The 21,344-nt window shown below is 61.8% G+C and carries 20 protein-coding genes and 1 tRNA gene; 18 read left to right on the top strand and 3 right to left on the bottom strand.

The genetic code is table 11. The annotated features are described in order from the left end of the window. Window positions 1-24 precede the first annotated feature (24 nt). The 11 genes from IFT65_RS15645 (at window position 25) to IFT65_RS15595 (ending at window position 11,293) form a co-directional block, all read left to right on the top strand. Window positions 25-1,140 (top strand): polysaccharide pyruvyl transferase family protein, encoded by a 1,116-nt coding sequence (locus IFT65_RS15645; protein WP_192082207.1) that lies wholly within the window; start codon window positions 25-27, stop codon window positions 1,138-1,140. After that, window positions 1,137-2,573, top strand: a complete 1,437-nt coding sequence (locus IFT65_RS15640) for an oligosaccharide flippase family protein (RefSeq protein WP_192082205.1) — start codon at window positions 1,137-1,139, stop codon at window positions 2,571-2,573. The genes IFT65_RS15645 and IFT65_RS15640 overlap by 4 nt, the downstream gene beginning before the upstream one ends. Further along, window positions 2,524-3,468 carry a glycosyltransferase family 8 protein gene (locus IFT65_RS15635; protein WP_342365899.1) on the top strand — a complete coding sequence of 315 codons (945 nt, stop codon included), beginning with the start codon at window positions 2,524-2,526 and terminating at the stop codon, window positions 3,466-3,468. The genes IFT65_RS15640 and IFT65_RS15635 overlap by 50 nt, the downstream gene beginning before the upstream one ends. A gap of 94 nt (window positions 3,469-3,562) precedes the next feature. Next, the gene (locus tag IFT65_RS15630) at window positions 3,563-4,489 is read left to right on the top strand and encodes a glycosyltransferase family A protein (protein WP_192082202.1); all 927 of its coding nucleotides are present in this window, start codon (window positions 3,563-3,565) and stop codon (window positions 4,487-4,489) included. 19 nt (window positions 4,490-4,508) lie between these two features. After that, window positions 4,509-5,864, top strand: a complete 1,356-nt coding sequence (locus IFT65_RS15625) for an O-antigen ligase family protein (protein WP_192082200.1) — start codon at window positions 4,509-4,511, stop codon at window positions 5,862-5,864. Beyond that, window positions 5,861-6,952: an acyltransferase gene (locus IFT65_RS15620; protein ID WP_192082198.1), complete on the top strand. Its 1,092-nt coding sequence runs from the start codon at window positions 5,861-5,863 to the stop codon at window positions 6,950-6,952. The genes IFT65_RS15625 and IFT65_RS15620 overlap by 4 nt, the downstream gene beginning before the upstream one ends. A gap of 83 nt (window positions 6,953-7,035) precedes the next feature. Then, window positions 7,036-8,919, top strand: coding sequence for an acyltransferase family protein (locus tag IFT65_RS15615; protein WP_192082196.1), 1,884 nt, complete (start codon window positions 7,036-7,038; stop codon window positions 8,917-8,919). Window positions 8,920-9,019: 100 nt separating this feature from the next. Continuing rightward, a tRNA-Arg gene (locus IFT65_RS15610) sits at window positions 9,020-9,096 on the top strand. Window positions 9,097-9,417: 321 nt separating this feature from the next. Next, entirely contained in the window at window positions 9,418-9,813 is a 396-nt protein-coding gene (locus IFT65_RS15605) for a hypothetical protein (RefSeq protein WP_192082194.1), read from the top strand. Window positions 9,814-9,981: 168 nt separating this feature from the next. After that, on the top strand, window positions 9,982-10,434 hold the full coding sequence (locus IFT65_RS15600; RefSeq protein WP_188325330.1) for a PA2169 family four-helix-bundle protein: 453 nt from the start codon (window positions 9,982-9,984) through the stop codon (window positions 10,432-10,434). A gap of 508 nt (window positions 10,435-10,942) precedes the next feature. Continuing rightward, the gene (locus IFT65_RS15595) at window positions 10,943-11,293 is read left to right on the top strand and encodes a transcriptional regulator (RefSeq protein ID WP_192082192.1); all 351 of its coding nucleotides are present in this window, start codon (window positions 10,943-10,945) and stop codon (window positions 11,291-11,293) included. 55 nt (window positions 11,294-11,348) lie between these two features. Here IFT65_RS15595 and IFT65_RS15590 read toward each other — a convergent pair whose 3' ends face one another. Continuing rightward, window positions 11,349-12,035: a ComF family protein gene (locus tag IFT65_RS15590; RefSeq protein ID WP_192082191.1), complete on the bottom strand. Its 687-nt coding sequence runs from the start codon at window positions 12,033-12,035 to the stop codon at window positions 11,349-11,351. A gap of 273 nt (window positions 12,036-12,308) precedes the next feature. On the opposite strand from IFT65_RS15590, the gene IFT65_RS15585 reads away from it, so the two are divergent. The 5 genes from IFT65_RS15585 to bioC all read left to right on the top strand — a co-directional run bounded on the left by IFT65_RS15585 (window position 12,309) and on the right by bioC (window position 16,404). Next, window positions 12,309-12,575, top strand: a complete 267-nt coding sequence (locus IFT65_RS15585) for a hypothetical protein (RefSeq protein WP_192082189.1) — start codon at window positions 12,309-12,311, stop codon at window positions 12,573-12,575. Between the two features lie 90 nt (window positions 12,576-12,665). Continuing rightward, window positions 12,666-13,865 carry an aminotransferase class I/II-fold pyridoxal phosphate-dependent enzyme gene (locus IFT65_RS15580; RefSeq protein ID WP_192082187.1) on the top strand — a complete coding sequence of 400 codons (1,200 nt, stop codon included), beginning with the start codon at window positions 12,666-12,668 and terminating at the stop codon, window positions 13,863-13,865. A gap of 9 nt (window positions 13,866-13,874) precedes the next feature. Next, window positions 13,875-14,672 (top strand): pimeloyl-ACP methyl ester esterase BioH, encoded by a 798-nt coding sequence (bioH, locus tag IFT65_RS15575; protein ID WP_192082185.1) that lies wholly within the window; start codon window positions 13,875-13,877, stop codon window positions 14,670-14,672. Between the two features lie 36 nt (window positions 14,673-14,708). Then, the gene (locus tag IFT65_RS15570; RefSeq protein WP_192082183.1) at window positions 14,709-15,491 is read left to right on the top strand and encodes an SDR family oxidoreductase; all 783 of its coding nucleotides are present in this window, start codon (window positions 14,709-14,711) and stop codon (window positions 15,489-15,491) included. A gap of 28 nt (window positions 15,492-15,519) precedes the next feature. Further along, window positions 15,520-16,404 (top strand): malonyl-ACP O-methyltransferase BioC, encoded by an 885-nt coding sequence (gene bioC / locus IFT65_RS15565; RefSeq protein WP_192082182.1) that lies wholly within the window; start codon window positions 15,520-15,522, stop codon window positions 16,402-16,404. Between the two features lie 285 nt (window positions 16,405-16,689). On the opposite strand, the gene IFT65_RS15560 is transcribed toward bioC, so the two are convergent. After that, a complete protein-coding gene (locus IFT65_RS15560) occupies window positions 16,690-17,307 on the bottom strand; it encodes a YdcF family protein (RefSeq protein WP_192082181.1) in 618 nt (205 codons plus the stop codon). Beyond that, on the bottom strand, window positions 17,292-18,251 hold the full coding sequence (locus IFT65_RS15555; RefSeq protein WP_192082180.1) for a pyridoxal-phosphate dependent enzyme: 960 nt from the start codon (window positions 18,249-18,251) through the stop codon (window positions 17,292-17,294). The genes IFT65_RS15560 and IFT65_RS15555 overlap by 16 nt, the downstream gene beginning before the upstream one ends. Window positions 18,252-18,408: 157 nt before the next feature. On the opposite strand from IFT65_RS15555, the gene IFT65_RS15550 reads away from it, so the two are divergent. Both IFT65_RS15550 and mnmG read left to right on the top strand, forming a co-directional pair. Then, window positions 18,409-18,945: a hypothetical protein gene (locus IFT65_RS15550; protein WP_192082179.1), complete on the top strand. Its 537-nt coding sequence runs from the start codon at window positions 18,409-18,411 to the stop codon at window positions 18,943-18,945. A gap of 455 nt (window positions 18,946-19,400) precedes the next feature. Next, window positions 19,401-21,290, top strand: coding sequence for a tRNA uridine-5-carboxymethylaminomethyl(34) synthesis enzyme MnmG (gene mnmG / locus IFT65_RS15545; protein ID WP_192082178.1), 1,890 nt, complete (start codon window positions 19,401-19,403; stop codon window positions 21,288-21,290). The last annotated feature ends 54 nt before the right edge of the window (window positions 21,291-21,344 follow it).

Here is a 21,344-nt window from a genome sequence, read left to right as displayed (position 1 = left end):
CCCCACTCCCCTCGAAATCACCCCATGAATATCCTACTCCTTACCTACTCGTTCAACTACAACTACGGAGGTTTGCTGCAGGCTTACGCTACCGTGAAGTACCTAGAGAGCCAGGGACATTCAGTTACGGTGCCCAAGAGTCACCCAGCGTATTTGGTCGGGAACACCTCGCTGTTCCGCGGACTTGGATTGCGGCGAAGGAATCCAATCACCGCAATTCTCAGGCGTCTGCGTCAAGTTGAGCGTTACAAGCGCTTCGACAGCTTCCGTTCGCAACTTCCCATTGATGCCTCCCTCTCCAGCAAGGATGCGATCAAAAGGGATATTTCGCGCTTCGAAGCAGTACTGACTGGAAGTGATCAGACGTGGAATACAAAGTTCATGCCATCATATGAGCCGTATTTTTATCAGGGATTTATTGCCGAGGGGCCGCTCAAGGTAAGCTACGCCTCCTGCTTCGGTACGCGGCAGCAGAAGGATGAGATTCTTTCGCAAGCTGCGAAGGACCTAGGTCGTTTCGACTTCATTGCGGTCCGAAACGAGGTCAGTCGAGAGATCGTCGAACGGCTGACACAGAAGAATCCAACCGTCGTCGTTGATCCTACATTACTGCACGATTTCAACGAGTTCCGCACGTCTGCCGAAGGGAACCAGCGCCCCCCCTTCATCATGGTCTATGCGCTGGACATCGATAATTTCGCGGTAGCGGAAAGTATCGTTAGAGAAGTGCAGCAGCGCCAGCCCGACATTGAAGTCCATTTCATCAACGGCGAGAAAAATTTCGACAAGCCTCACTGGGCGACACACCTTGTCAATTCTTATGGGCCAAAGGAGTTCCTCGCGTCAATGCAGGAAGCGAGCTTGATCGTGACCGACTCCTTCCACGGACTGATATTCGCCCAAAAGTTCGCAAAACCTTGTATCGGATACTCTTCGGGCTGGCGCTCGGAACGCATTGTCAGCATCATGAGTGACTTCGGTGCCACCGAACTCCTGCTCCTTGACGACAATCCGACTAGCGTGAAGAGCGTTGTTGCAAAGGTGATGGATATGGGTGCGCGATTAGAGCTGGGCGCTACGCTCCAGGCGAAGATCAATGCGTCCAAGTCATATCTGGCAAATGCGCTTTCCGAAGCATGAATCTCACCTCTATCGGCCGAACAGGCTTCCTTCACCTCTTGCTGATCGTTGCGTCTAGCCGGGCGTCAGCGTTCCTGGCCCAGTGGGTGATGGGAATCTTCCTTTTCAAGGAAGACTTTGGTGTCATTGCGATCATCTCAGTGATCTATCTGTTTGCGTCCGGCTTCAAAGAAGTCGGGCTGTACCAAATTCTTCAGGAGCATCGGACTAATTTTGAGGAGAAAGCGCCGGAGCTTGTCTCGTCGGCACAGATAGTCAACCTCACTGGTGTCTTGCTCCTCCTGTGTGCCGCCCCGCTTATTGCACATCACTACCAAGATCCACGACTGCTCCTAATTACAGCTGCGCTGGTCCTCGCCATGCCGTTCAACATTGCCGCCTTGCCTTACAAAGCAAGGCTGGCAATCAGCTTCGACTTCAAGCGCATTTCTCGCGTGGAGTCAGTCTCTGTACTTGCAAGCAATCTCAGCATGGCGGCACTCGCTGCGACTGGTGCTGGCATATACAGCTTCGTGGCATCTCAGATCATTCTCACGCTTACAGCCTTCATCATGTACCGCTCAGGACAGGCACCGATCCGCGCCAAGCTATGGCCCGGAATCGTCGCATTTCGAAGCTTCCTCGGACGGGCCAAATGGCTTGTCATGAGCTCCTACATGAACAATGTTGCGACACGTGGAGATTATCTCGTCCTTTCGCTAGTTGTCGCCAAGGCTACGCTGGGCTTGTATTACTTCTCGTACCAGTTAATGGCCGCTTCGGTGCAGTTGATAGGCATGGCACTCAACCATCTTCTGCTCCCTCTGTTCTCCGCAATCAAGGACGACATGACTCGAGTACGCTCGGGGCTGCAGAAGGCAGGGGAAGCGTTGAGCCTGATCTCGGGGGCGCTATGCCTCTCGCTTCTAGTCTGGTTCCCTTTCGTGATCCACACCGTCTGGCGCGGAAAATGGGATGACGCTATCTCATTGACCTTAATCGTGACGGTAGTCGTCCCCCCACGCCTCCTTTCCTCGCCACTTGGCTCTTCGGCGCTAGAAGCGATGGCCCGCTATCGCGCGCGCACGTTACTTTCCATCATCGACGCGGTGTCCCTGATTGGACTGGTCTGGATTGGCGGCGTGCTCTACGGTGTACTCGGCGCTTGCATCGGCGTGGCGATCCAGCGCATTACAACAGGAATGCTCTTCTATTTCGCCGCAGCCAGCGCTGTCGGCCTAGGGAAGAGGAGCGCGGCATGGCAGCTCTTCACGCATATGTTGCCCTATCTCTTCTGTGTCGGCTCGTTGGGCTCATTTGTTTACTTCGCCGTTGGCTACGATGAGTACCGTTCCCACGGATTCATCGAGACCCTGCTTATCTACCTTCCCTTGATGGCGCTCTATGCAGTTCTCAGCCGAAATCAGATCATCCGCCATGTCCTCAAGCGCTGACGTGGCAAGCCCGCCTGCAGACATACATGTATGTCTTTGCGCCGACGGTCGATACGTCGATTTCATTGTGCCCGCAGTGGAGTCGATTGTTCGCTCGGCCGAGCCCGGAACCCGCGTTGCGGTCGACGTAATTATTGATCATGAGCCGAAGCCTGCATTTAGACAGGCTTTGGAGATGTTTTGTCCCGAACGTAGTTGCATCCACGTCATAAGCGCCGATCAGTTCGGCGACCTGCTTGAAGTGACGCACATTTCAAGGGGCATGTACTACCGGTTGATGATCCCGGAGCTGGTCAACGCTGACAAGGTGCTCTACGTAGACTGCGACGTCCTCGTCCGACATGACCTGAAGGGCATCTTCGCAACAGAATTGAGGGGGGCACTGGCGGCGGCAGTAGTAAATCCGTTCCATGATGCGAGCAGGCTCGGTCTGGCGCCAGATGATGTGTATTTCAACTCCGGCGTAATGCTGATTAATACGCCTGCTTGGCGCGAGTTCGGAATGAAGGGGCGGGTGTTGGAATATCTTCGCAACAACGTTGACCTGCTACGCATGCCCGATCAGGATGCCCTCAACGTGGTAATGCGCGGCAAATGGATCGAGCTGGATCCCACTTATAATTGTCAGGTTTCAATGCTGCTCCGGCATAAGGAACTTGCGCGCGAACTCGCGCCGCGGTGGAATATTCGCTTCTTGGCAGACCCTGCCATCATGCACTTCTCCGCAGGCCACAAGCAGTGGCACGCCAGCAATCGAATTTGTTTCTCGAAGGAGTACAAGCTTCTCAGTACACACAGGATGGCGCCGCGTCGCGGACTTGCCCTTGACTTTCTGATAGGCCGGCTTCGACAACTCAAATACAGTTTCTTGCAAGCCAACCCGTACTTCTATTAATTCACCAAGACTAATATCGCGGCTGGGGCTAAACGCCCAGCTGCTCAATGGCAGCCTCCGCTGCCTGCCACTTGAAGCAGCATGGAGTTCCAGCATGACCACGCGCGATCCCACCAGAGCCGCAGAGCTCGTTTCCGTTGTCATCCCCTTGTTCAACAGGAAGGACACGATCCTGCGAGCAGTTCAGTCTGCCCTCGAGCAGGATCATGGGAACATCGAAGTTGTGGTCGTCGACGACGGCTCAACGGACGATCCCACCAGCATCCTCGACCGCGCTGGTGATTCCCGGATCAGATATTTCAGGCAGGCGAACAGCGGGGCGTGCGCTGCACGAAATCACGGGATTGATGTGTCTCGGGGTGAGTACGTGGCATTTCTAGATTCCGATGACACCTTCTTGCCAGGCCACCTGACTGCCTCCTTAGCCGTGCTTCGGGCGACTACGGAATCAACGGTCGTGTACGGAAAGATACGCGTTGATCGTGGCGAAGAGCGCTATTTCACCAAGCCACCCAGAGCTCGCCGGCAGAACGAGCCGATTTCGGAGTATCTCCTGTGTGATCGGGGCTTCATCCAGACATCTACAGTAGTCCTACCACGCCAGTTGGCAGCAAAGATACGTTACAAGGTCGGTCTGCGATTTGGCCAAGACACCGATTTCGCTATCCGATTGGCTGCCGCGGGGGCTGAATTTGTCATGCTCGACTCGATCCAAGCGCAATGGACGGATCATGCGCAGGCAGGCCGGGTTTCAAATGCCCTTGATGCAGCAGCGAGACTCGAGTGGCTGGACAGCGTGTCTAGCTCCATCACACGGCGGGCGCGCTTGGGTGATGAGGGCTGGTATGTTGCCAAGTCGCATTTCAAGCGTGGCGAGCCGCTTAAGGCTGCTTGGCTGTACGCTAGAGCCGTTGCCTGCGGGTGCTACAGCCCAACCCTGGCTATGCGAATTGGCGCCCAGATCTTCTTGTCAACGGCGACCTACCGTAAGATCGCCGACCTAACACTCAAGCCTCGCTGAGGCGCAGGCATACCCGACCATGAAAATCAGCGCGCTAAGAGTACTTACGACAACCTTCATGCTGACACCACTCTGGTGGGTGCTGGGCACAGGATTCTTCATCTTTCACGTTGCCGCGCTACTTGCCGCAATTGCAGCGCCACAGGCACTGCGGCCGCGTGATGCGTTTCAGTATTTGCTGCTTACGCTGATCAGCCTACTCGGATTGTCGATGATGATGTCTGCCGCATCCGGTGCCGCGGACCTTTCCCGCGTTGTCGCTGCGCTGAACAACATTTCCATCCTCACAAATGGCTACATAATTTACGGATTTCTTAATCAGAGCTTCCGTACGAACCCTAAAGCACTAGACGATCTACTCAGCGCACTGGGGAAAGTGGGCCTATTCTCAGTACTGATCGGCGTCCCTTGCGTCTACCTCCTTTTTTTCCGAGGTGTAAACAGCCTTTCCTTTCCGACGCTTTTCGGAATCATAACCCCAGCACAGGACAATCTTCTTGGGCTTTACCAGAAATCCTGGCTCATTGACGTGGATTGGTTCGCCGAGTCCAGCATTCCCAGGCTTACGATACTTTCGACCAATGCCACCTCAAGCGCGGCACTGATTGCCTTCTCCAGCTATTTCTTCCTGGCCTCACTCAATCGTAGTCGCCGCGCCCTCAGCTACGTCTTCATCTTCGCACTTCTATGCACCATGGCCGCCACCTTGACTCGCGGTGCGATCTTGGGCCTGGTCGCCGGGCTGGCAATCTACTTCGTACTTTCGCTCCGCAAGAACAGAAAGCTGATAGTGACAGGATCGGTCTTGACCGCAATCATTGGACTGACGTTTGCGGCACCAGTGCTCGAGGTCATTAATTCGGCGCGACAAGCATCTTCGGACACACGGTTCGCAATCTATGAGATGTCTTTGGACGTGACACTCAAGGAAGGCCCATTGATTGGCCTTGGCGTGAAGCCAAGATTGGACCAGACCGCAATCCCCATCGGGTCGCATTCGACCATACTGTCGCTACTCGTTCGAGGCGGACTTATCGGCGCAGCACTTTCAATTGCTCTCTTCCTTGTGATCCCGGCCTTATGGTCAGCCAAAGCACTACTCAGGGCACTCGGAGCCGGACATGCTGGCGATCCCCGCGGCTACTCCATCGCCATGATCGCGGCAGTGCCCTCATTCCTGGTTTACTGCATCTTCCAGGATATCGATGCGTACGCCCCGCTCTCGGCATTCCTGTTCGCTTACCTTGCCGTGCTCTCCTTCATTGCCAAGGGACCTTACTTCTCCAGAGCGGGAACAATGCAAGGCGAGAACCCGCAGAGCATGGGTGCACACCACCCTGCCTTTTCCCCGTTGCAGCGCGATGTAGCCAGATGAAGCTCACAAAGAGCGATTCCGGGGAAGTAATGCGAGGACCGGCGCCAAATTCAACACGATCATCCTACTGGGATGTATGGAAGGGCCTCGCAATTGTTGCGGTGGTGGTAATCCACTCCTGCGGCGAGCTTTCCTCGTCCCCGCCCAACTCTCTTACAGGGCTGTTTGGCATAGGATTGCGCCAAATCGTAAACTTTGCAGTGCCAGTGTTCTTGGCGATGGCCGGCTTTTTCGCTGGCCGCGGCCCGTCCGGCTCGCCAGTTGATTTCTATCGCAAGCGACTAGTCCGAATACTTGCTCCATACTTTATATGGACTACGATCTATCTTGCTCAGGATGCCATTACTGAATCACTAAACATCAAAGAGGCGGTAAAGGCTTATCTCTTTGGAACAGGTATCGGCATAGGCTATTTCGTAATCGTGCTGACTCAGTACACATTGCTCACGCCGCTGATCACCCGCATAAAGAGCGGACGAAAACACTTTTTGATCATGATGACGATTACCGCCATCGGACTTTTTTTCACTTACTACTTTCCAGCACTCCACCCTGAAAGCCCGATTTCTAAATTTCCGGCTTATGCTTTGCCATTCTTCGTGTGGTACCCCTTCTATCACTTGGGTATTTACGCCGCCCAGCGGCAGGCGGCAGGAAGCAGCTCATTTAATGGGCCACGAAAATTCATCACTCTGACCTTCATCTTCGCCATCGCGGGATTTATCGAGGGATACTTCTGGGCACGGCACGGAAACTACAGCTTTGGCACTTCCCAGTTGAAGTTAACCAACACTCTCTATTCAGTAACATTTTTCCTATTGATACTCAGTTTGTCGAGAAGTAGAACCGTCTTCAACCACGACTCATTCCTCGCGTTGGCGGGGCGGAATTCATACGCTGTCTACCTTGTCCACATGATCCTGCTGACCCCTATACAGCGCTTTCTAGGCAGCTACCCTGCGATCATCGGACTTCAACCGGTCTACATATTTCTCTCGACATCAATGACATTGTTTGCATGCATCGCGCTTGTATTGTTACTTCGCCGGCTTCTTCCCAAGCGCCTAGCGGGCATGATTCTTGGGTGACCTGCTCATCTAGAAAACATGCCACCCGCGACGCGCCCTGTACCCAGCACAGCTGACACCAAATCTAGCAACAAAGGTCCTGCATGAGCCCCCCGAAGTATCGTCCGGACATCGATGGCCTCCGGTCACTCGCCATCCTCCCCGTACTTCTGTATCACGCGGGAGTTCCGGGCTTTCCCGGCGGCTACGTTGGTGTAGATGTTTTCTTTGTCATCAGCGGATACCTGATCACACTGATCCTCATCCGCGAGATTTCGGAGGATCGTTACAGCATCAGATCATTCTACGAGCGGCGTATTCGCAGGATATTTCCTGCGCTGCTTACAGTGCTCGCTTTCGTCTTGGCGGCATCACCAGCCTTCCTTCTACCGAGCGATTTCGCGAACCTTGGACGTGACTCCATCTCGGCACTTCTCTTTGTCGCAAATATAAATTTCTGGCGACAGTCTGGCTATTTCGCCGCCGACGCTGAGGCTAAACCACTTCTTCACATGTGGTCACTGGGCGTGGAAGAGCAATTCTATCTGATTGCACCGCTTGCGCTCTTCGTGATCTTCCGCTTCATGCCTCGTTTTAAGATTCCGCTGATCTGCGCCGGCTTGGCTGCCTCCCTTGCAGCCTGCATCTACTTGACTCCGCTAAAGCCCAGTGCGTCGTTCTACCTTATACCGACTCGCGCCTGGGAGCTGCTCGCTGGTTCTCTACTGGGGCTCCTTGTATCAGCGCGAGATCAGCCCTTTGGTTCCGCAACAAGGCTTATGAACAACGTCCTTGGCGTCGTTGGCATTTGCCTGATCTTGTTTGCCGTTACTTATTTTACAAAAGCTATCGAATTTCCCGGCTACTGGGCCGTCGTACCGGTGCTGGGTGCCGCCCTGCTGATCTACAGCGGCCAGTCGAGCTGGACTGGGCGACTATTGTCCGCCGCTCCATTGGTCCGCATTGGACTCATTTCCTACTCGCTATATCTATGGCACTGGCCTTTGGTGGTCTTCTTCCGGAATTCGGGATGGCTGGCAAGTGCTGGAGGCAAACTTGCGGTAATTGGCATTTCTGTTGCAGCCGCGTGGCTCACTTGGCGATTCATTGAATCGCCTACCCGAAACAAGACAGTATTCAGCGGCCGACATCTTGCCTTCACGGTGGTCATTTCGTCCCTGTTGATCATTGCGACGTCGGCAGCATATGCTTCATTGGGTGGTTGGCCGTCACGCTTTTCGGAATCTGTGATCGCCTTTGACGCCAGCCGCGATGACCGCAGTTCCGACCGTGAGCGCTGTCATTTCGAAGGAGGGCTTCCGTCGTTGGAACATTCCTGCGTGCTTGGTCAGGGCGTCCCGTCCGTAGCAGTCTGGGGCGACAGTCATGGCGTTGAGCTTGCCAAGGCGATCAGCGAGCAGGGTTTCTCCGTCCGTGAACTTACCTACTCCTCGTGCCCGCCGGCCCCTGCGCAACCCAGCAAACCTGACCGCCCTCATTGCCAAGCGCACAATTCTCGGGTCTTCGACTATCTATCTTCGGACACTTCAATTCAGACCGTTGTGCTTGTCGCCTATTACGGTGAGGCAATTGAGCAATCGATGCTGTTGCAGTCCCGCATTGCCGACACGGCGAAACGACTGAGGGGCGCAGGAAAGCAGGTGATCGTCATAGGCCCTTATGCTGCGATCGACGGACACTCTGATGTTCCTACGTATCTGGCTCGAGGAGGCCTGCCGTTCGTCGAACTGGATTCCACGGCAATCGACGACTTCCGGCGGAGGATGGAGCCGTCGGCGCAGATCTATCTGCCGACCGATCTGTTCTGCCGCTCTGGTCAGTGTGCGCTGACCGCGGGCGGCGCCTCTCTGTTCTTCGATGCTCATCATCCGAGCATGCATGCCGCCCGAGTACTCGCAAGCGGGCTAGCTCCACATATTCAGGCGTTAAGGAGCGTGCGGACAAAGGCGGACTCAGCCTCCAGGTGACCCAAGCTCCTGGGCCAGTGATCCGACATCCCAGCAAGACTGCGCATGGTCGGCCTCCGCTGCCCAATCCTCCAACTTTCCGCTACACTAGTCGGCCAGCGCGCTCGTAGCTCAGCCGGATAGAGTAGTGGCTTCCGAAGCCATTGGTCGGGGGTTCGAATCCCTCCGGGCGCACCAATTCCCTTGCTTCACTCCGCTTCCGGGCCTTTCGCACGGGGCTGGGGCTCAAGGTAGAGCCGACTTCAGTCGGCTGATTTCCGCAGAAGACGTCCTGCCTTCAGATCCAACAGCAGCCGACTGAAGTCGGCTCTACCGGCGGTTTTACCGGCGGCTCTACCGCCAGCGGTCGCATGCCGGTCCCGTTCGATTCCCGCCGTAGTCCATCGAACGTCAACCATCGACGTCGCCCATCGCGCTGGTTCACATCATCACCAACTCCTCTGGGCCAGCATCGGCCTACCGTCGGGCAGCTGCCCGCATCAACGAGGAGTGGCAACGATGAACTTCCTGCGTACCCCGCTTATCCGTCCCTTGGTCATGGCTGCCGCATTCGGCATGGCTGCGCCGGCTGCGTTCGCCGCGCCCGCCAATGAATGGAACATCGATCTGAAGGGTCGGGCCAAGACGGATGGCGAGATCACCCTGGCCGTCACCCCCGCAGGCGGTGAAGCGACCAATGTCGCGATTGCGATTCCTGCGGCCACCAACCACGAGGCGGCCGCGGTGATGATCTCCAATGCGTTGTCGAAGGAGTTCGGCACCGGCGTGTATGCGATCAGGACCGATGGCACCGACGAGGTCGAGATGAAAGCCATCAACGGCAATCGGGATTTCGACGTGATCGTGGTGCGCAATACGGCCGATGGGTTGGCGATCAAGTTGGACCGCGATTGACCCATCGCCGGGCGGGGTCAGTCGGGTCTGTTAAACCCCCGTTCCGGCACATGACGAACCCATCAATGGGTCCTCACCCGCACTGCATATGCACTCGTCCAAGGTGGTCTCCAACGGCACGGCATCTGTCTCGCCGTTCCAAACGACCACTCACATGGAGCACTACACATGAGCACCCAGTCCAAGATCGAACACAGCCTCAACGACCTGATCGAGATCGCCCGTGATGGTCAGAAGTTCTACAGCGAAGCCGCTACCAAGGTGAAGGACGCCGAGCTGGCTGCCCTGTTCACCCGCATTGCCGGCAGCAAGTCGGACATCGTGTCCTCGCTGAGCAGCACGGTTGCCGCCACCGGTGGTGAGCCGGCAGAGCACGGTACCTTCGTGGGTTCGGTGCAGAAGATGTACGGCAACATCCGCGCCACCCTGGGCGACACCCAGTACGGCTATGTGGCCGAGCTGGAAGAATCCGAAGACCGCCTGCTGAAGGCCTTCAAGGATGTGCTGACCGACAACGACGTGCCGGCTCCGGTGCGCACTGAAGTCACCCGTCTGCTGCCGGAAGTGCAGGAGACCCATGCGGTCATGCGCGCCCGCAAGCATGCGATGAAGGCTTCCTGATCTGCGCTGACGGGGTTCGCCCCGTCGCCGCAAGCAATGCCGAAACCGACGCTGCCCCACGCAGCGTCGGTTTTTTTATGGGCCATGCGTTATCGCCCGCTTGAAGGGCTGACTGACGAAAGAATCCAGCTTTCCTGATGGACGCGCCTGCGGAAGGCCGCGCAGGATGATCGGGTTGGCGCTGTACGCGTCAGCCGGGATTGGCGTCCCGCTTCATCTTCAGACATCTAGCTCTGTTGTTGCCCTCGGGCACGGCGGAGAATGCACTGCTCTGCCGGTCATACGGCGGACGGTGCGCGGGGATCCCGATCCGCCGGTTTTTTGTTTGAAGATGTCCGGTACGCCAACCCGCACCGCCCGCCACCCTGCGCTCCGGCGCAGGTGGTTTCCCTGCGATGCGCGAGGCTCCAATGACCCACCTCTTTTCCATCACCGTACGTCCGTACGATGTGATCGGCTGCCTGTCCGACGTCCTGCCCACCTCCGTCGCCGCACATCGGTGCGCCGAGTGAGCCCGCTGCCACCGGAACCGCCCTCAAAGCCCGACGCGACCGTCTTCGAAACTGACGAGCGACCGCGCACGCCCCTGCAGATAGCGGACTACATCGACGCCAGCATCCACGAAAGTGTTGGTGATCCCGTCACCATGGGCGAGACCCTGTTGTTCATCATCGGCCACGACGATCTGCATCACGTTGCAAGCGAATGCGGCCTGTCCATCGACGTGCTGCGCCGGCAGCTGACCGGTAAACGCACACTCACCTTCAGCACGGTGCTGGGCGCAATGCGTGCGCTCGGCGTTGAGCTGCGCGCTAGCGTGTATTCGCGCGAAGGACGGATCGCATCACGCCGGGTATGAGGCGGGTTCCAAGCAAACACCCACATGTGCCACCCCTTGGCGCGGGCATCTGCCATCACGGCACGCGTGCACACACCCATGCCCTCACGTCCTGGCATCCCGCGTTGCGCAAGGTCTCGGCACACGCATGCAACGTGCTTCCCGTTGTCATCACGTCATCCACCAGGACAACCGACTCCGGCACGTCGCCGCGCACGGCGAATGCGCCGTCCAGGTTGTGGCGTCGGGCATCAGCGCTGCGTTCGGATTGGGGCAAGGTGGCACGTACGCGGTGCAGTCCCTGCCAGCGCGGCAATCCAAGCTGCCTGGCCAGCTGCGCGGCCTGGTCATACCCGCGTCGGCGCAGCCGCGACGGGTGCAGTGGCACTGCTACAAGCGGCACGGCGTCCCATGGCGGCGGTGACAACGCCATCAACTGCGCCAACAGTCGCCCCGCGGCGAGGTCTTCGTGGAATTTGTAGCGCAGCAGCAACCCGGAGATTGGATCTTCATAGCGGAATCCGGCCCATGCGGCATCCAGCAGCGGCGGCGATTCCTCGCAGCGAAAGCAGAGTGCCGCGGCATCGTCCGGCAGGGGCGCGGCGCAGCGCGCGCAGGCGTCGGTATGCCAAGGCAGCGCAAGGCAACAGGCCGCGCAGAGCTCGCGGTCCTGCTCGCCGGGTTCTGCACAGATCTGGCAGACGGGGGGCAGCAGCGTGTGGGCCAGGCGGTTGGCCAGCGTATAGAGGCCGGGGATATGCATGGACCTGAGCATGCGAAGCCCGGGCAGCGCGCGGTATCGGGAAAGTGCGGAATGGCCTCATGCTTGTGATGACCAACGAGGGTCGCCCGCCAAACGCGAAGCCAGATGGGTCATTGATCTCTGCTATCGATGTCCGACGCAGGTGTGGAAACGTGGCGATTTCCGGTAGCGGCAGGGCACGATTCCTGATGGCTGCGCCCTAATGAGGCGCTTAGAATGCGACGCACATCCAAGCATGTTGAAGCCCTGCCCCTTCCACCGGACGATACTGCGATGGAATCCCGCCTCGCCAAGCTCGAAGGCATCACCCCCACGCTGGCCACGAAGTCAGACGTAGAGGCCGTGCGTGCAGATCTCCACAAGGTCTCAAGTGAAATGAAGGGGGGGTTCATTGCGACCGCTGTTCTCGTGCTGGTGGGGCTCTTCACCATCGCCAACATCATGGTGGGAACGGTTCGCTCTCATTCGGAGAGGGGTGTTTCTTCCCCTCCGCCCCCTATCGTGATCCAGGTTCCCGCGGCGTCGGCGCTGCGCCCCTGAAGCGGGGCTCGACGGCCGGACGCCGTCCACCACCCGGTTGCAGCCGCACCGTTTTGCTACGCTAGGCCGCCTTGCATCGCTGCCGCCGCCATGGCCCGTCCTGATCTGCTTGCCCGCGTCCAGACCCTGCCTGCCAGCGGGGGCACGGCGCTGCCTGCGGCGATCGGCCGTCGCGATGGCGTGCGCGTGGAAGTGGCGGGCCAGTGGCTGACCAGCTTCCGTAGCAGTGACTACCTGGGCCTGGCGCAGCAGTTCGGCGTGGTCAACGCCCTGCAGGATGCGGCAGCACGCGACGGCAGTACCACCGCCTCGCCGGCCAATGGCGGCCGCCATGCGGTGCACGATGTCCTGGAACGCGAAGCGGCGCAGTGGCTCGGTTACCCCCGTGCTCTGCTGTTCGGCAGCGCTTACCTGGCCAACCTGGCCGTGCAGCAGGCGCTGCTGGGCGAAGACGGCGACGTCTGCGTGCAGGACCAGCTCAACCATCCCAGCCTGCTGGACGCCACCGCCCTGGCAGGCGCGCGCCTGCGCCGCTATCCGCATCTGGATTCAGAAGGCGCGATGCGCCAGCTCAAGCATGCCGGTGAAGGTGCGGCGATGTTGGCGACCGAGGCGGTGTTCTGCACCGATGGCGACGCCGCCCCGCTGCGGTCGTTGGCCTTGGTTGCGCGGCTGCAGGAAGCGCTTCTGTACGTGGACGATGCACACGGCGTGGGCGTGCTGGGCGAACACGGCGCCGGCAGCGTGGCGGCCGCCGGACTGGGCGTGGCCGACGTGCCGCTGCAGACCGTGACGCTGGACACTGCGTTGGGCGGTGCCGGTGCGCTGGTGCTGGGCGATGCGCACGTGATCGAGCACCTGGCCACCTGTGCGCGCCCCTACCGGTATGCCCCGATGCTGCCGCCTGCACTGGCCGCCGCATCGACGGCCGCACTCCGCCTGGCCTGCCGTGATGACTGGCGCCGCGAAAAACTGGGCGAGCTGGTGGCCACCTTCCGCACTGCAGCGCGCACCCGCGGGCTCGCGATGATGGCCTCGGAAATGCCCATCCAGTCACTCAGCTTTCCCTCCGATTCGCACGCACAGGCCATCGCCCGGAATCTGCAGCAGGCCGGCTGGTGGATCGAGACCATCGACGCGGCAGCCAGCGGCGATGGCGCGGCACGCGTGCGTGTGCGTCTGTCGGCGCTGCACGTTCCCGCACAGGTCCAGGCCCTGGTGGATGCCATTGCGCTCGCCCGTGATGGGCTGCAGTCCGGCACCGTGCTGCCTGTCGCGGCCACCGTCTGAGCGACCCGTATGCATATTTCAGTCAGCGGTAGCGGCCCCGATCTGGTGCTGCTGCACGGCTGGGCGTTGCAGGGCGATGTGTTCGCGCCCTTGCTGCAACGTCTCACCGACCATTTCACCGTGCACGTCGTGGACCTTCCCGGCCATGGCCGCAGCCGCGATGACACCACGCCGCTGCAGCTGGCACCGGTCGTCAGCGTCATTGCGGCGGCGACGCCACCGGCGGTGTGGTGTGGTTGGTCACTGGGCGGACTGTTCGCCCTGCATGCCGCGGCGACGCAGCCGCAGGTACAGGGTCTGGTGATGCTGGCCTCGTCGCCGCGCTTCGTGCGCGATGAGCGCTGGGCCCACGCGGTTCCTGCGACGGTATTCGCGCAGTTCGCCGCCGACCTGTCCGAGGATTTCCCCGCCACGGTGGATCGTTTCCTTGCCTTGGACCTGATGAACGTCGCGCCAGGCCGGGAGGATCTGCGCGGCCTGCGCCAGCGCCTGCTGGACAGCGGGGCGCCGGCTGCGCGCGTGCCGGCGGACGGCCGGCACCTGCTCGAAGCCACCGATCTGCGGGGCGCCCTGCCCACCTTGCCTGTGCCCAGCCTGTGGCTGGCCGGCCAGCGCGATCGGTTGGTGCCGCCCGCTGCGGCCCATGCCGCAGCGACGATGGCCCCGCACGCCTGTGCGTACACGATTGCCCACGGTGGCCACGCCCCGTTCCTCGGCCATGCCGACGAGGTAGCGGAGCAGCTGCAACGCTTCGTCATGCAGCGGATAGTGACGGCGGTTGGCCGTCACCCGACAATGCACGGATGACGGCCAACCGTCGTACGCATCGCAAGGTGAACTGACATGGATCTGGGAATCGCGGGACGTTGGGCGCTGGTATGCGGCGCCAGCAAGGGGCTCGGCCTGGGCTGCGCGCGTGCGCTGGCCGCCGAAGGGGTCAACGTGGTGATCGTCGCCCGGGGCGAGACCGCCCTGCAGCAGGCCGCGGCGGTGCTGCGTACCCTGCCCCGCGCAGGCCAGGTGATCGCCGTGGCCGCCGATGTCACCACCGAAGCAGGACGTGCCGCCGCGCTGGCGGCCTGCCCGCAGGTGGATATCCTGGTCACCAACGCCGCTGGCCCGCCTGCCGGTGATTTCCGCACCTTCGAGCGCGATGACTGGATCGCCGCGCTGGATGCCAACATGCTGGCACCGATAGCCCTGATCCGCGCCACGGTGGATGCGATGATGGCGCGCGGTTTCGGCCGCATCGTCAACATCACGTCGTCATCGGTGAAGGCACCGATCGACATCCTGGCGCTGTCCAATGGTGCGCGTTCCGGGCTCACCGGCTTCGTCGCGGGGCTGGCACGGCGTACGGTGGCGGCCAACGTCACCATCAACAACCTGTTGCCTGGCCAGTTCGATACCGATCGCCTGCGTGGCAACTTCGCCTTCCTGGCCGAGCAGCAGGGCGGGGACATGGAGTCGATCGCCGCGCAGAAACGCGACCACATCCCGGCAGGGCGCTTTGGCCAGCCGGATGAGTTCGGCGCCGCCTGTGCTTTCCTGTGCAGCCTGCAGGCCGGCTACCTTACCGGGCAGAACCTGCTGATCGACGGCGGCGCCTACCCCGGAACGTTCTGACGCCGCACCGTTTTTCATCGAGATCCGCATGGACCCCCGTACCGACCACCGCCACCTTCGCCGCGCTTTTTCGCGGGCCGCCACGACCTACGACGAAGCGGCTGCACTGCCGCGCGAGGTGCGTCAGCGCCTGATGGAGTCGCTGGACTATCTGGAAACGCGCAGCCCGGAGGTCGTGCTGGACGTGGGGGCCGGTACCGGCCATGCCAGCGCCCTGATCAAGAAGCGCTGGCCGAAGGCGCAGGTGATCGCGCTGGACGTGGCGATGCCGATGCTGCACGAAGCCAGGCGGCAGGCGGGTTGGTGGAAGCCGTTCCAGCGCCTGTGCGCCGACGCGACTGCGCTGCCGCTGGCCGACAACAGCGTGGATGTGATCTTCAGCAATCTGTGCCTGCAGTATGTGGACGATCTGCCGGCCGTCTTCGCCGGGTTCCGCCGGGTGTTGAAGCCGGGCGGCCTGCTGCTGTGTTCGACGTTCGGCCCGGAAACGCTGATCGAGCTGGCGGAGGCGTTCCACGCCGACGACGCGTCACCGCACGTCAGCCGCTTCGCACCGATCGCGCAGTTCGGCGATGCGCTGATGATGGCCGGTTTCCGCGATCCGGTACTGGACCGCGATCTGTTCACCCTGACCTATGACGACCTGCCGGCGCTGATGCGTGAGCTGCGGGCGTTGGGCGCCACCAATGCGCGGATGGATCGTCGCCGCACGTTGACCGGACGCGCCCGCTTCACCGCGGCTGCGGCGGCGTATGAAGCGATGCGGCGCGCCGACGGAAAGTTGCCCAGCAGCTGGGACGTCATCTATGCGCATGCCTGGGCACCGGAGGCCGGCGCCCCGATCCGCGAGCAGGGCCAGGATATCGCCGCTGTGCCGGTATCGGCGATCCCGATCCGCCGTCGGCCTGTGTAAGTGCGGTGCGGTGGTCGCGCCACGCGGCATGCCGCGGGCGTCGCCCCGACGGACCAGAGGGACGGGCGTTGACGGGCCTTGGACGGGCCTCGGTAGAGCCGACTTCAGTCGGCTGCTCTTTGCCACGGTGCCGGCTGAAGCCGGCACTACCATTTGCTGCTCTTTGCTACGGTGCCGGCTGAAGCCGGCACTACCATTTGCTGCGCTTTGCCACGGTGCCGGCTGAAGCCGGCACTACCATTCGCTGCTGTTTGCTACGGTGCCGGCATTGGCTGCTCTTCGTCCCTAGCCTGCGGCTTTTACGAACAGGTCGCGGTGGAAGAAATACACTTCCTGTGCCAGGAATCGCCAGCTGGTGTGGAAGCTGCGGAAGCGCGTGCTCGGTGTGGATGAGGCCAATGCGTCTATGCCCATCGCACGGCTGAGACGCAGCGCGCGGGCCATGTGCAGCGGATCGCTGACGATGATCACGCGGTGCAGCCCGCGCTGGTCCATCAGCCGCTTGGCTTCCACCAGGTTCTGCACGGTGTTGCGCGATGCGGTTTCAATCAGGATCGCCTTGTCCGGTATGCCCTGCTTCAAGGCATAACGCCGCGCCACCTGCGATTCGGAGAAACGCGCACCGCTGCCGCCATAGCCGCCGGTGAAAATCAGCAGCGGCGCGTAGCCCGCGTCGTACAGATCCAGCCCGTGACGGATGCGTTCCTGGAACACCGGCGACGGCTTGGCATCGTAAGCGGCTGCGCCCAGCACGATGATCGCGTCAGCATGCGCGGCCTGGTCGCGTTCGCCGATCCACACGATCCACGCGGTCACCGCGAACAGCCAGACCATCAGCAGCACGAACAGCCGCCATAGCCAACCGAATACGCCAGCCCGCTGCCCGCTCATGCAATTCCCCATGGCAACTCATCGATGTCCACATTGCCACCGGACAGCACCAGCCCCACGCGCAGGCCGGCGAAGCGCTGCGGCTGGGCCAGCACGGCGCCCAGTGCGATCGCCGAGGACGGCTCCACAACTTGCTTGAGGACCTGCCACAGCAGTCGCATGGCCTGCACAGTGGCCGCGTCGTCCACCACGATCACCTCGGCCTTGGCCGCGCGCAGCACCTCGAAATTGGGCGCCCCCAGCGTGCCTCGCAGGCCGTCGCAGATCGTGTCCGGCACGAATTCGATACGCCGCTCGCCCGCCTGCAACGAGCGCGCCGTGTCTGCAGCGCCGGTCGGCTCGGCAAGCACCAGGCGGGTCTGCGGCGCGGCATGCTGCAGGGCCAACGCGGTGCCTGCGGCCAAGCCGCCGCCGCCCACCGGCACCACCAGTACGTCGAACGGACCCTCGGCGTGCAGCAGTTCCAGCGCGGCCGTGCCCTGGCCCACGATCACTCGCGCATCGGCATACGGATGAACCAAGGTGGCGCCGGTATCCGCCTGCACCTGCGCGCACAGCTGTTCGCGGGCGGCGATGCTGGCGGCGCAACGCCACAGGGTGGCGCCATGGCGTTCGATGTTGGCCAGCTTGGCCGCCACCGCGCCCTCGGGCACCACGACGTGGCAGGCGATGCCCCGGGTCAGCGCCGCCAGCGCCAGTGCGGCCCCATGGTTGCCTGAAGAATGGGTCACCACGCCCGCGGCGGCCTGTTCGGCCGACAACGCCCACACCGCATTGCAGGCACCGCGGAACTTGAAGGCGCCGCTGCGCTGCAGGTGCTCCGCCTTGAACGCCAACCGGGCACCCGCCAGCTCATCCAGCGTGCGCGAGCGCAGCACCGGCGTCACCGTGGCATGCGGGGCGATCCGTGCGGCGGCGACCAACACATCGATGGCAGGGGGTGGGGCCTCGTTCATGTGCAAAGATTAACGTATGCCCGCCATCGGTCGCGGCCTATCTCGTCGTGCCAGGATGTCCGCTTCGCCTAACCATTCATGCTTCGTTGCACGAATTAAGGGGCGATTCAACGCATTAGGCAGAAGCTGGAGTCCATAACCCATGGGGGGTCTTGTCATGAAGATGCGTCTGATCGTTGCCGGAGGGCTGCTGCTGGCCCTGTCCGGCTGCGCCACTTACGATTACGTGGGCGGCAGCGGAGGCGGCGGCAGTGGCTACTACCACGGCGCCCCGTCGACCGAATACCGCTATCCGGCCGGCTACCCCTACGGTTCGCCCTATGGCTACGGTGGCGGTTATTACGGCGGTGGCGGTGGCTATTACGGCGGTGGTTACGGTGGCGGCTATGGCTATCCGGTCTATCGTCCGTACCCCAACTACCGTCCGCCGCATCACGGCCACCGACCGCCCACCACCCGGCCGCCGAACAACAATGGTCCGCGCCCGCCCCGCCCGCCGGGCAACAACGGTGGTTCGCCGTGGCGCAACCTGGATTCGAACACCCGTCCGCGTCCGCAGCAGGGCATGAACCGCCCGTCGCCGCAGCAGCAGGTCCGCCCGGCCGCGCCGCCGCGTCCCGCCTCAGCCCCGCGTCCGAGCGGTTCGCCGTGGCGAAATTTGAACCGTTCCACAGAACGGCAGGCCGAGCCGTGATCGGGTCTTGAACCTTCCGTCGGGAAGGTTCAAGCTAGAGCGTCAATGACCCGCCGCGTCCAAAAGTGACAAAGCAGACGCAGCGGGTCATGCAAGCTATGTCGATATCCGATGGGAAACTCTGGATCCCCCCTGTTCCGGCCCTGTCGGATGTCGGCACCTACTAAACAACAAGGCCCCGCTCGCGCGGGGCCTTGTTGTTTCAGCCAACAGCAAAAAACTGGGCCGGACAGTCCCCCGACTGCCGGCCCGTCGCTTCCCCCTCGTGCATCTGGACCAGCCCCTGTTCCAATTCCGGTCCATAGCGCCTGAGGCGCCGATCACGCTGGGTGCTATTGGGTTATCTGCAGGTAGCGTGCCAACTTTAGGGTTCATTTGAAAAAGCGACCTGACCGCCTCGTCCGATTGGCGCTAAAATCGCCACCTGCCGCTTCCGGCCCCGCATTGCATGAGCCATGACTGATTCCTTCCATCGTTACGACGTCATCGTCATCGGCGGCGGCCACGCCGGCACCGAGGCCGCCTTGGCTGCGGCGCGCAGCGGTGCGCGCACCCTCTTGCTGACCCACAACATCGAAACCGTGGGCGCCATGAGCTGCAACCCGGCCATCGGCGGTATCGGCAAGGGGCATCTGGTCAAGGAAATCGATGCGCTGGGCGGGGCCATGGCCCATGCGGCCGACCGCGCCGGGATCCAGTGGCGCACCTTGAATGCATCCAAGGGCCCGGCGGTGCGGGCGACCCGCTGCCAGGCCGACCGCAACCTGTACCGCATGGCGATCCGTTCGCTGGTGGAGGCGCAGCCGAACCTCACCGTGTTCCAGGCCGCCGTGGATGATCTGGTCATCGAAGGTGACCAGGTGCGCGGCGTGCTCACCCAGACCGGGCTGCGCTTCGATGCAGCGGCCGTGGTGCTGACTGCCGGCACCTTCCTGGCCGGCAAGATCCATGTTGGGCCCACCCAGTACGCGGCCGGCCGCATGGGCGATCCGCCAGCGACCACGTTGGCGGCCCGCCTGCGCGAGCGCCCGTTCCAGGTGGACAGGCTGAAGACCGGCACCCCGCCGCGCATCGACGGCCGTTCGCTGGACTACAGCGTGATGGACGAACAGCCCGGCGACGATCCGCGCCCGGTGATGTCCTTCCTTGGCTCGGTGGATGAGCATCCGCCGCAGGTCAGCTGCTGGATCACCCATACCAGCGCGCGGACCCACGACATCATCCGCGAGTCGCTGCATCGCTCGCCGCTGTACAGCGGCCAGATCGAGGGCATCGGCCCGCGTTACTGCCCGTCCATCGAAGACAAGGTGGTGCGTTTCGCCGAGAAGGAAAGCCACCAGATTTTCGTCGAGCCGGAGGGCCTGGGCATCGTCGAGATCTACCCCAACGGCATCTCGACGTCGCTGCCGTTTGATGTGCAGCTGGCCATGGTGCGCAGCATCCGCGGCTTCGAGAACGCGCACATCACCCGCCCCGGCTATGCCATCGAGTACGACTACTTCGATCCGCGTGGTCTGAAAGCGTCGCTGGAGACCAAGACCGTGGGCGGCCTGTTCTTTGCCGGCCAGATCAATGGCACCACGGGGTACGAGGAAGCGGCCGCGCAGGGGCTGCTGGCCGGCCTCAACGCGGCGCGCCAGGTGCGTGGGCTGGACGGCTGGTGCCCGCGCCGCGACGAAGCCTATCTGGGTGTGCTGGTGGATGACCTGATCACCCATGGCACCACCGAGCCGTACCGCATGTTCACCAGCCGCGCCGAGTACCGGCTGCAGCTGCGCGAAGACAATGCCGACCAGCGGCTGACGCCGGTGGGCCGCCAGATGGGTCTGGTGGACGACCGGCGCTGGGCCGCTTTCGAGACGAAGCAGTCGGCCGTGCATGCCGAGAGCGCACGCCTGCGCGCGGTGTGGGCGACGCCGGGCAACGCGCTGGGCCGCGAAGTCGAGCAGGTGTTGGGCGTGGCGGTCAGCCGCGAAACCAACGTGCTGGACCTGATCAAGCGCCCGGAACTGGATTACGCCAAGCTGATGCAGGTGCCGTCGCTGGGCCCCGGCGTGGCGGACGCCAAGGTGGCCGAACAGGTGGAGATCGGTGTGAAGTACGCCGGCTACCTGGACCGCCAGCGCGACGAGATAGAGCGCCAGCAGCGCCATGAGTCCACCCCGATCCACGACAGCTTCGACTACGCCATCGTGCGTGGACTGTCGGCCGAAGCCCTGCAGAAGCTGGAGCGCGTGCGGCCGCAGACCATCGGCCAGGCGCAGCGCATTCCCGGCATGACCCCGGCAGCGATCTCGCTGCTGCTGGTGCACCTGGAGCGTTCGCGCCGCGGTCGCGTCGCCTGATACACCGAACACGGTGGCGCCGAGCCCTGCTTGGCGGCTGCCTGCCCGCCGCTG

The organism is Stenotrophomonas sp. CFBP 13725 (assembly GCF_014841935.1).
GTDB lineage: Bacteria > Pseudomonadota > Gammaproteobacteria > Xanthomonadales > Xanthomonadaceae > Stenotrophomonas.
This window is presented reverse-complemented; position numbering and strand designations above follow the sequence as displayed.

What these genes read in the sequence shown, in the direction of transcription:
- IFT65_RS15635 (WP_342365899.1), top strand. Translation starts at nt 2,524, where the DNA reads ATGCAGTTCTCAGCCGAAATCAGATCATCCGCCATGTCCTCAAGCGCT.
- IFT65_RS15570 (WP_192082183.1), top strand. Translation starts at nt 14,709, where the DNA reads ATGGATCTGGGAATCGCGGGACGTTGGGCGCTGGTATGCGGCGCCAGC.
- bioH (WP_192082185.1), top strand. Translation starts at nt 13,875, where the DNA reads ATGCATATTTCAGTCAGCGGTAGCGGCCCCGATCTGGTGCTGCTGCAC.
- IFT65_RS15615 (WP_192082196.1), top strand. Translation starts at nt 7,036, where the DNA reads ATGAGCCCCCCGAAGTATCGTCCGGACATCGATGGCCTCCGGTCACTC.
- IFT65_RS15590 (WP_192082191.1), bottom strand. Translation starts at nt 12,035, where the DNA reads ATGCATATCCCCGGCCTCTATACGCTGGCCAACCGCCTGGCCCACACG.
- IFT65_RS15555 (WP_192082180.1), bottom strand. Translation starts at nt 18,251, where the DNA reads ATGAACGAGGCCCCACCCCCTGCCATCGATGTGTTGGTCGCCGCCGCA.
- IFT65_RS15640 (WP_192082205.1), top strand. Translation starts at nt 1,137, where the DNA reads ATGAATCTCACCTCTATCGGCCGAACAGGCTTCCTTCACCTCTTGCTG.
- IFT65_RS15585 (WP_192082189.1), top strand. Translation starts at nt 12,309, where the DNA reads ATGGAATCCCGCCTCGCCAAGCTCGAAGGCATCACCCCCACGCTGGCC.
- mnmG (WP_192082178.1), top strand. Translation starts at nt 19,401, where the DNA reads ATGACTGATTCCTTCCATCGTTACGACGTCATCGTCATCGGCGGCGGC.
- IFT65_RS15620 (WP_192082198.1), top strand. Translation starts at nt 5,861, where the DNA reads ATGAAGCTCACAAAGAGCGATTCCGGGGAAGTAATGCGAGGACCGGCG.
- bioC (WP_192082182.1), top strand. Translation starts at nt 15,520, where the DNA reads ATGGACCCCCGTACCGACCACCGCCACCTTCGCCGCGCTTTTTCGCGG.
- IFT65_RS15560 (WP_192082181.1), bottom strand. Translation starts at nt 17,307, where the DNA reads ATGGGGAATTGCATGAGCGGGCAGCGGGCTGGCGTATTCGGTTGGCTA.
- IFT65_RS15600 (WP_188325330.1), top strand. Translation starts at nt 9,982, where the DNA reads ATGAGCACCCAGTCCAAGATCGAACACAGCCTCAACGACCTGATCGAG.
- IFT65_RS15625 (WP_192082200.1), top strand. Translation starts at nt 4,509, where the DNA reads ATGAAAATCAGCGCGCTAAGAGTACTTACGACAACCTTCATGCTGACA.
- IFT65_RS15550 (WP_192082179.1), top strand. Translation starts at nt 18,409, where the DNA reads ATGAAGATGCGTCTGATCGTTGCCGGAGGGCTGCTGCTGGCCCTGTCC.
- IFT65_RS15605 (WP_192082194.1), top strand. Translation starts at nt 9,418, where the DNA reads ATGAACTTCCTGCGTACCCCGCTTATCCGTCCCTTGGTCATGGCTGCC.
- IFT65_RS15645 (WP_192082207.1), top strand. Translation starts at nt 25, where the DNA reads ATGAATATCCTACTCCTTACCTACTCGTTCAACTACAACTACGGAGGT.
- IFT65_RS15580 (WP_192082187.1), top strand. Translation starts at nt 12,666, where the DNA reads ATGGCCCGTCCTGATCTGCTTGCCCGCGTCCAGACCCTGCCTGCCAGC.
- IFT65_RS15630 (WP_192082202.1), top strand. Translation starts at nt 3,563, where the DNA reads ATGACCACGCGCGATCCCACCAGAGCCGCAGAGCTCGTTTCCGTTGTC.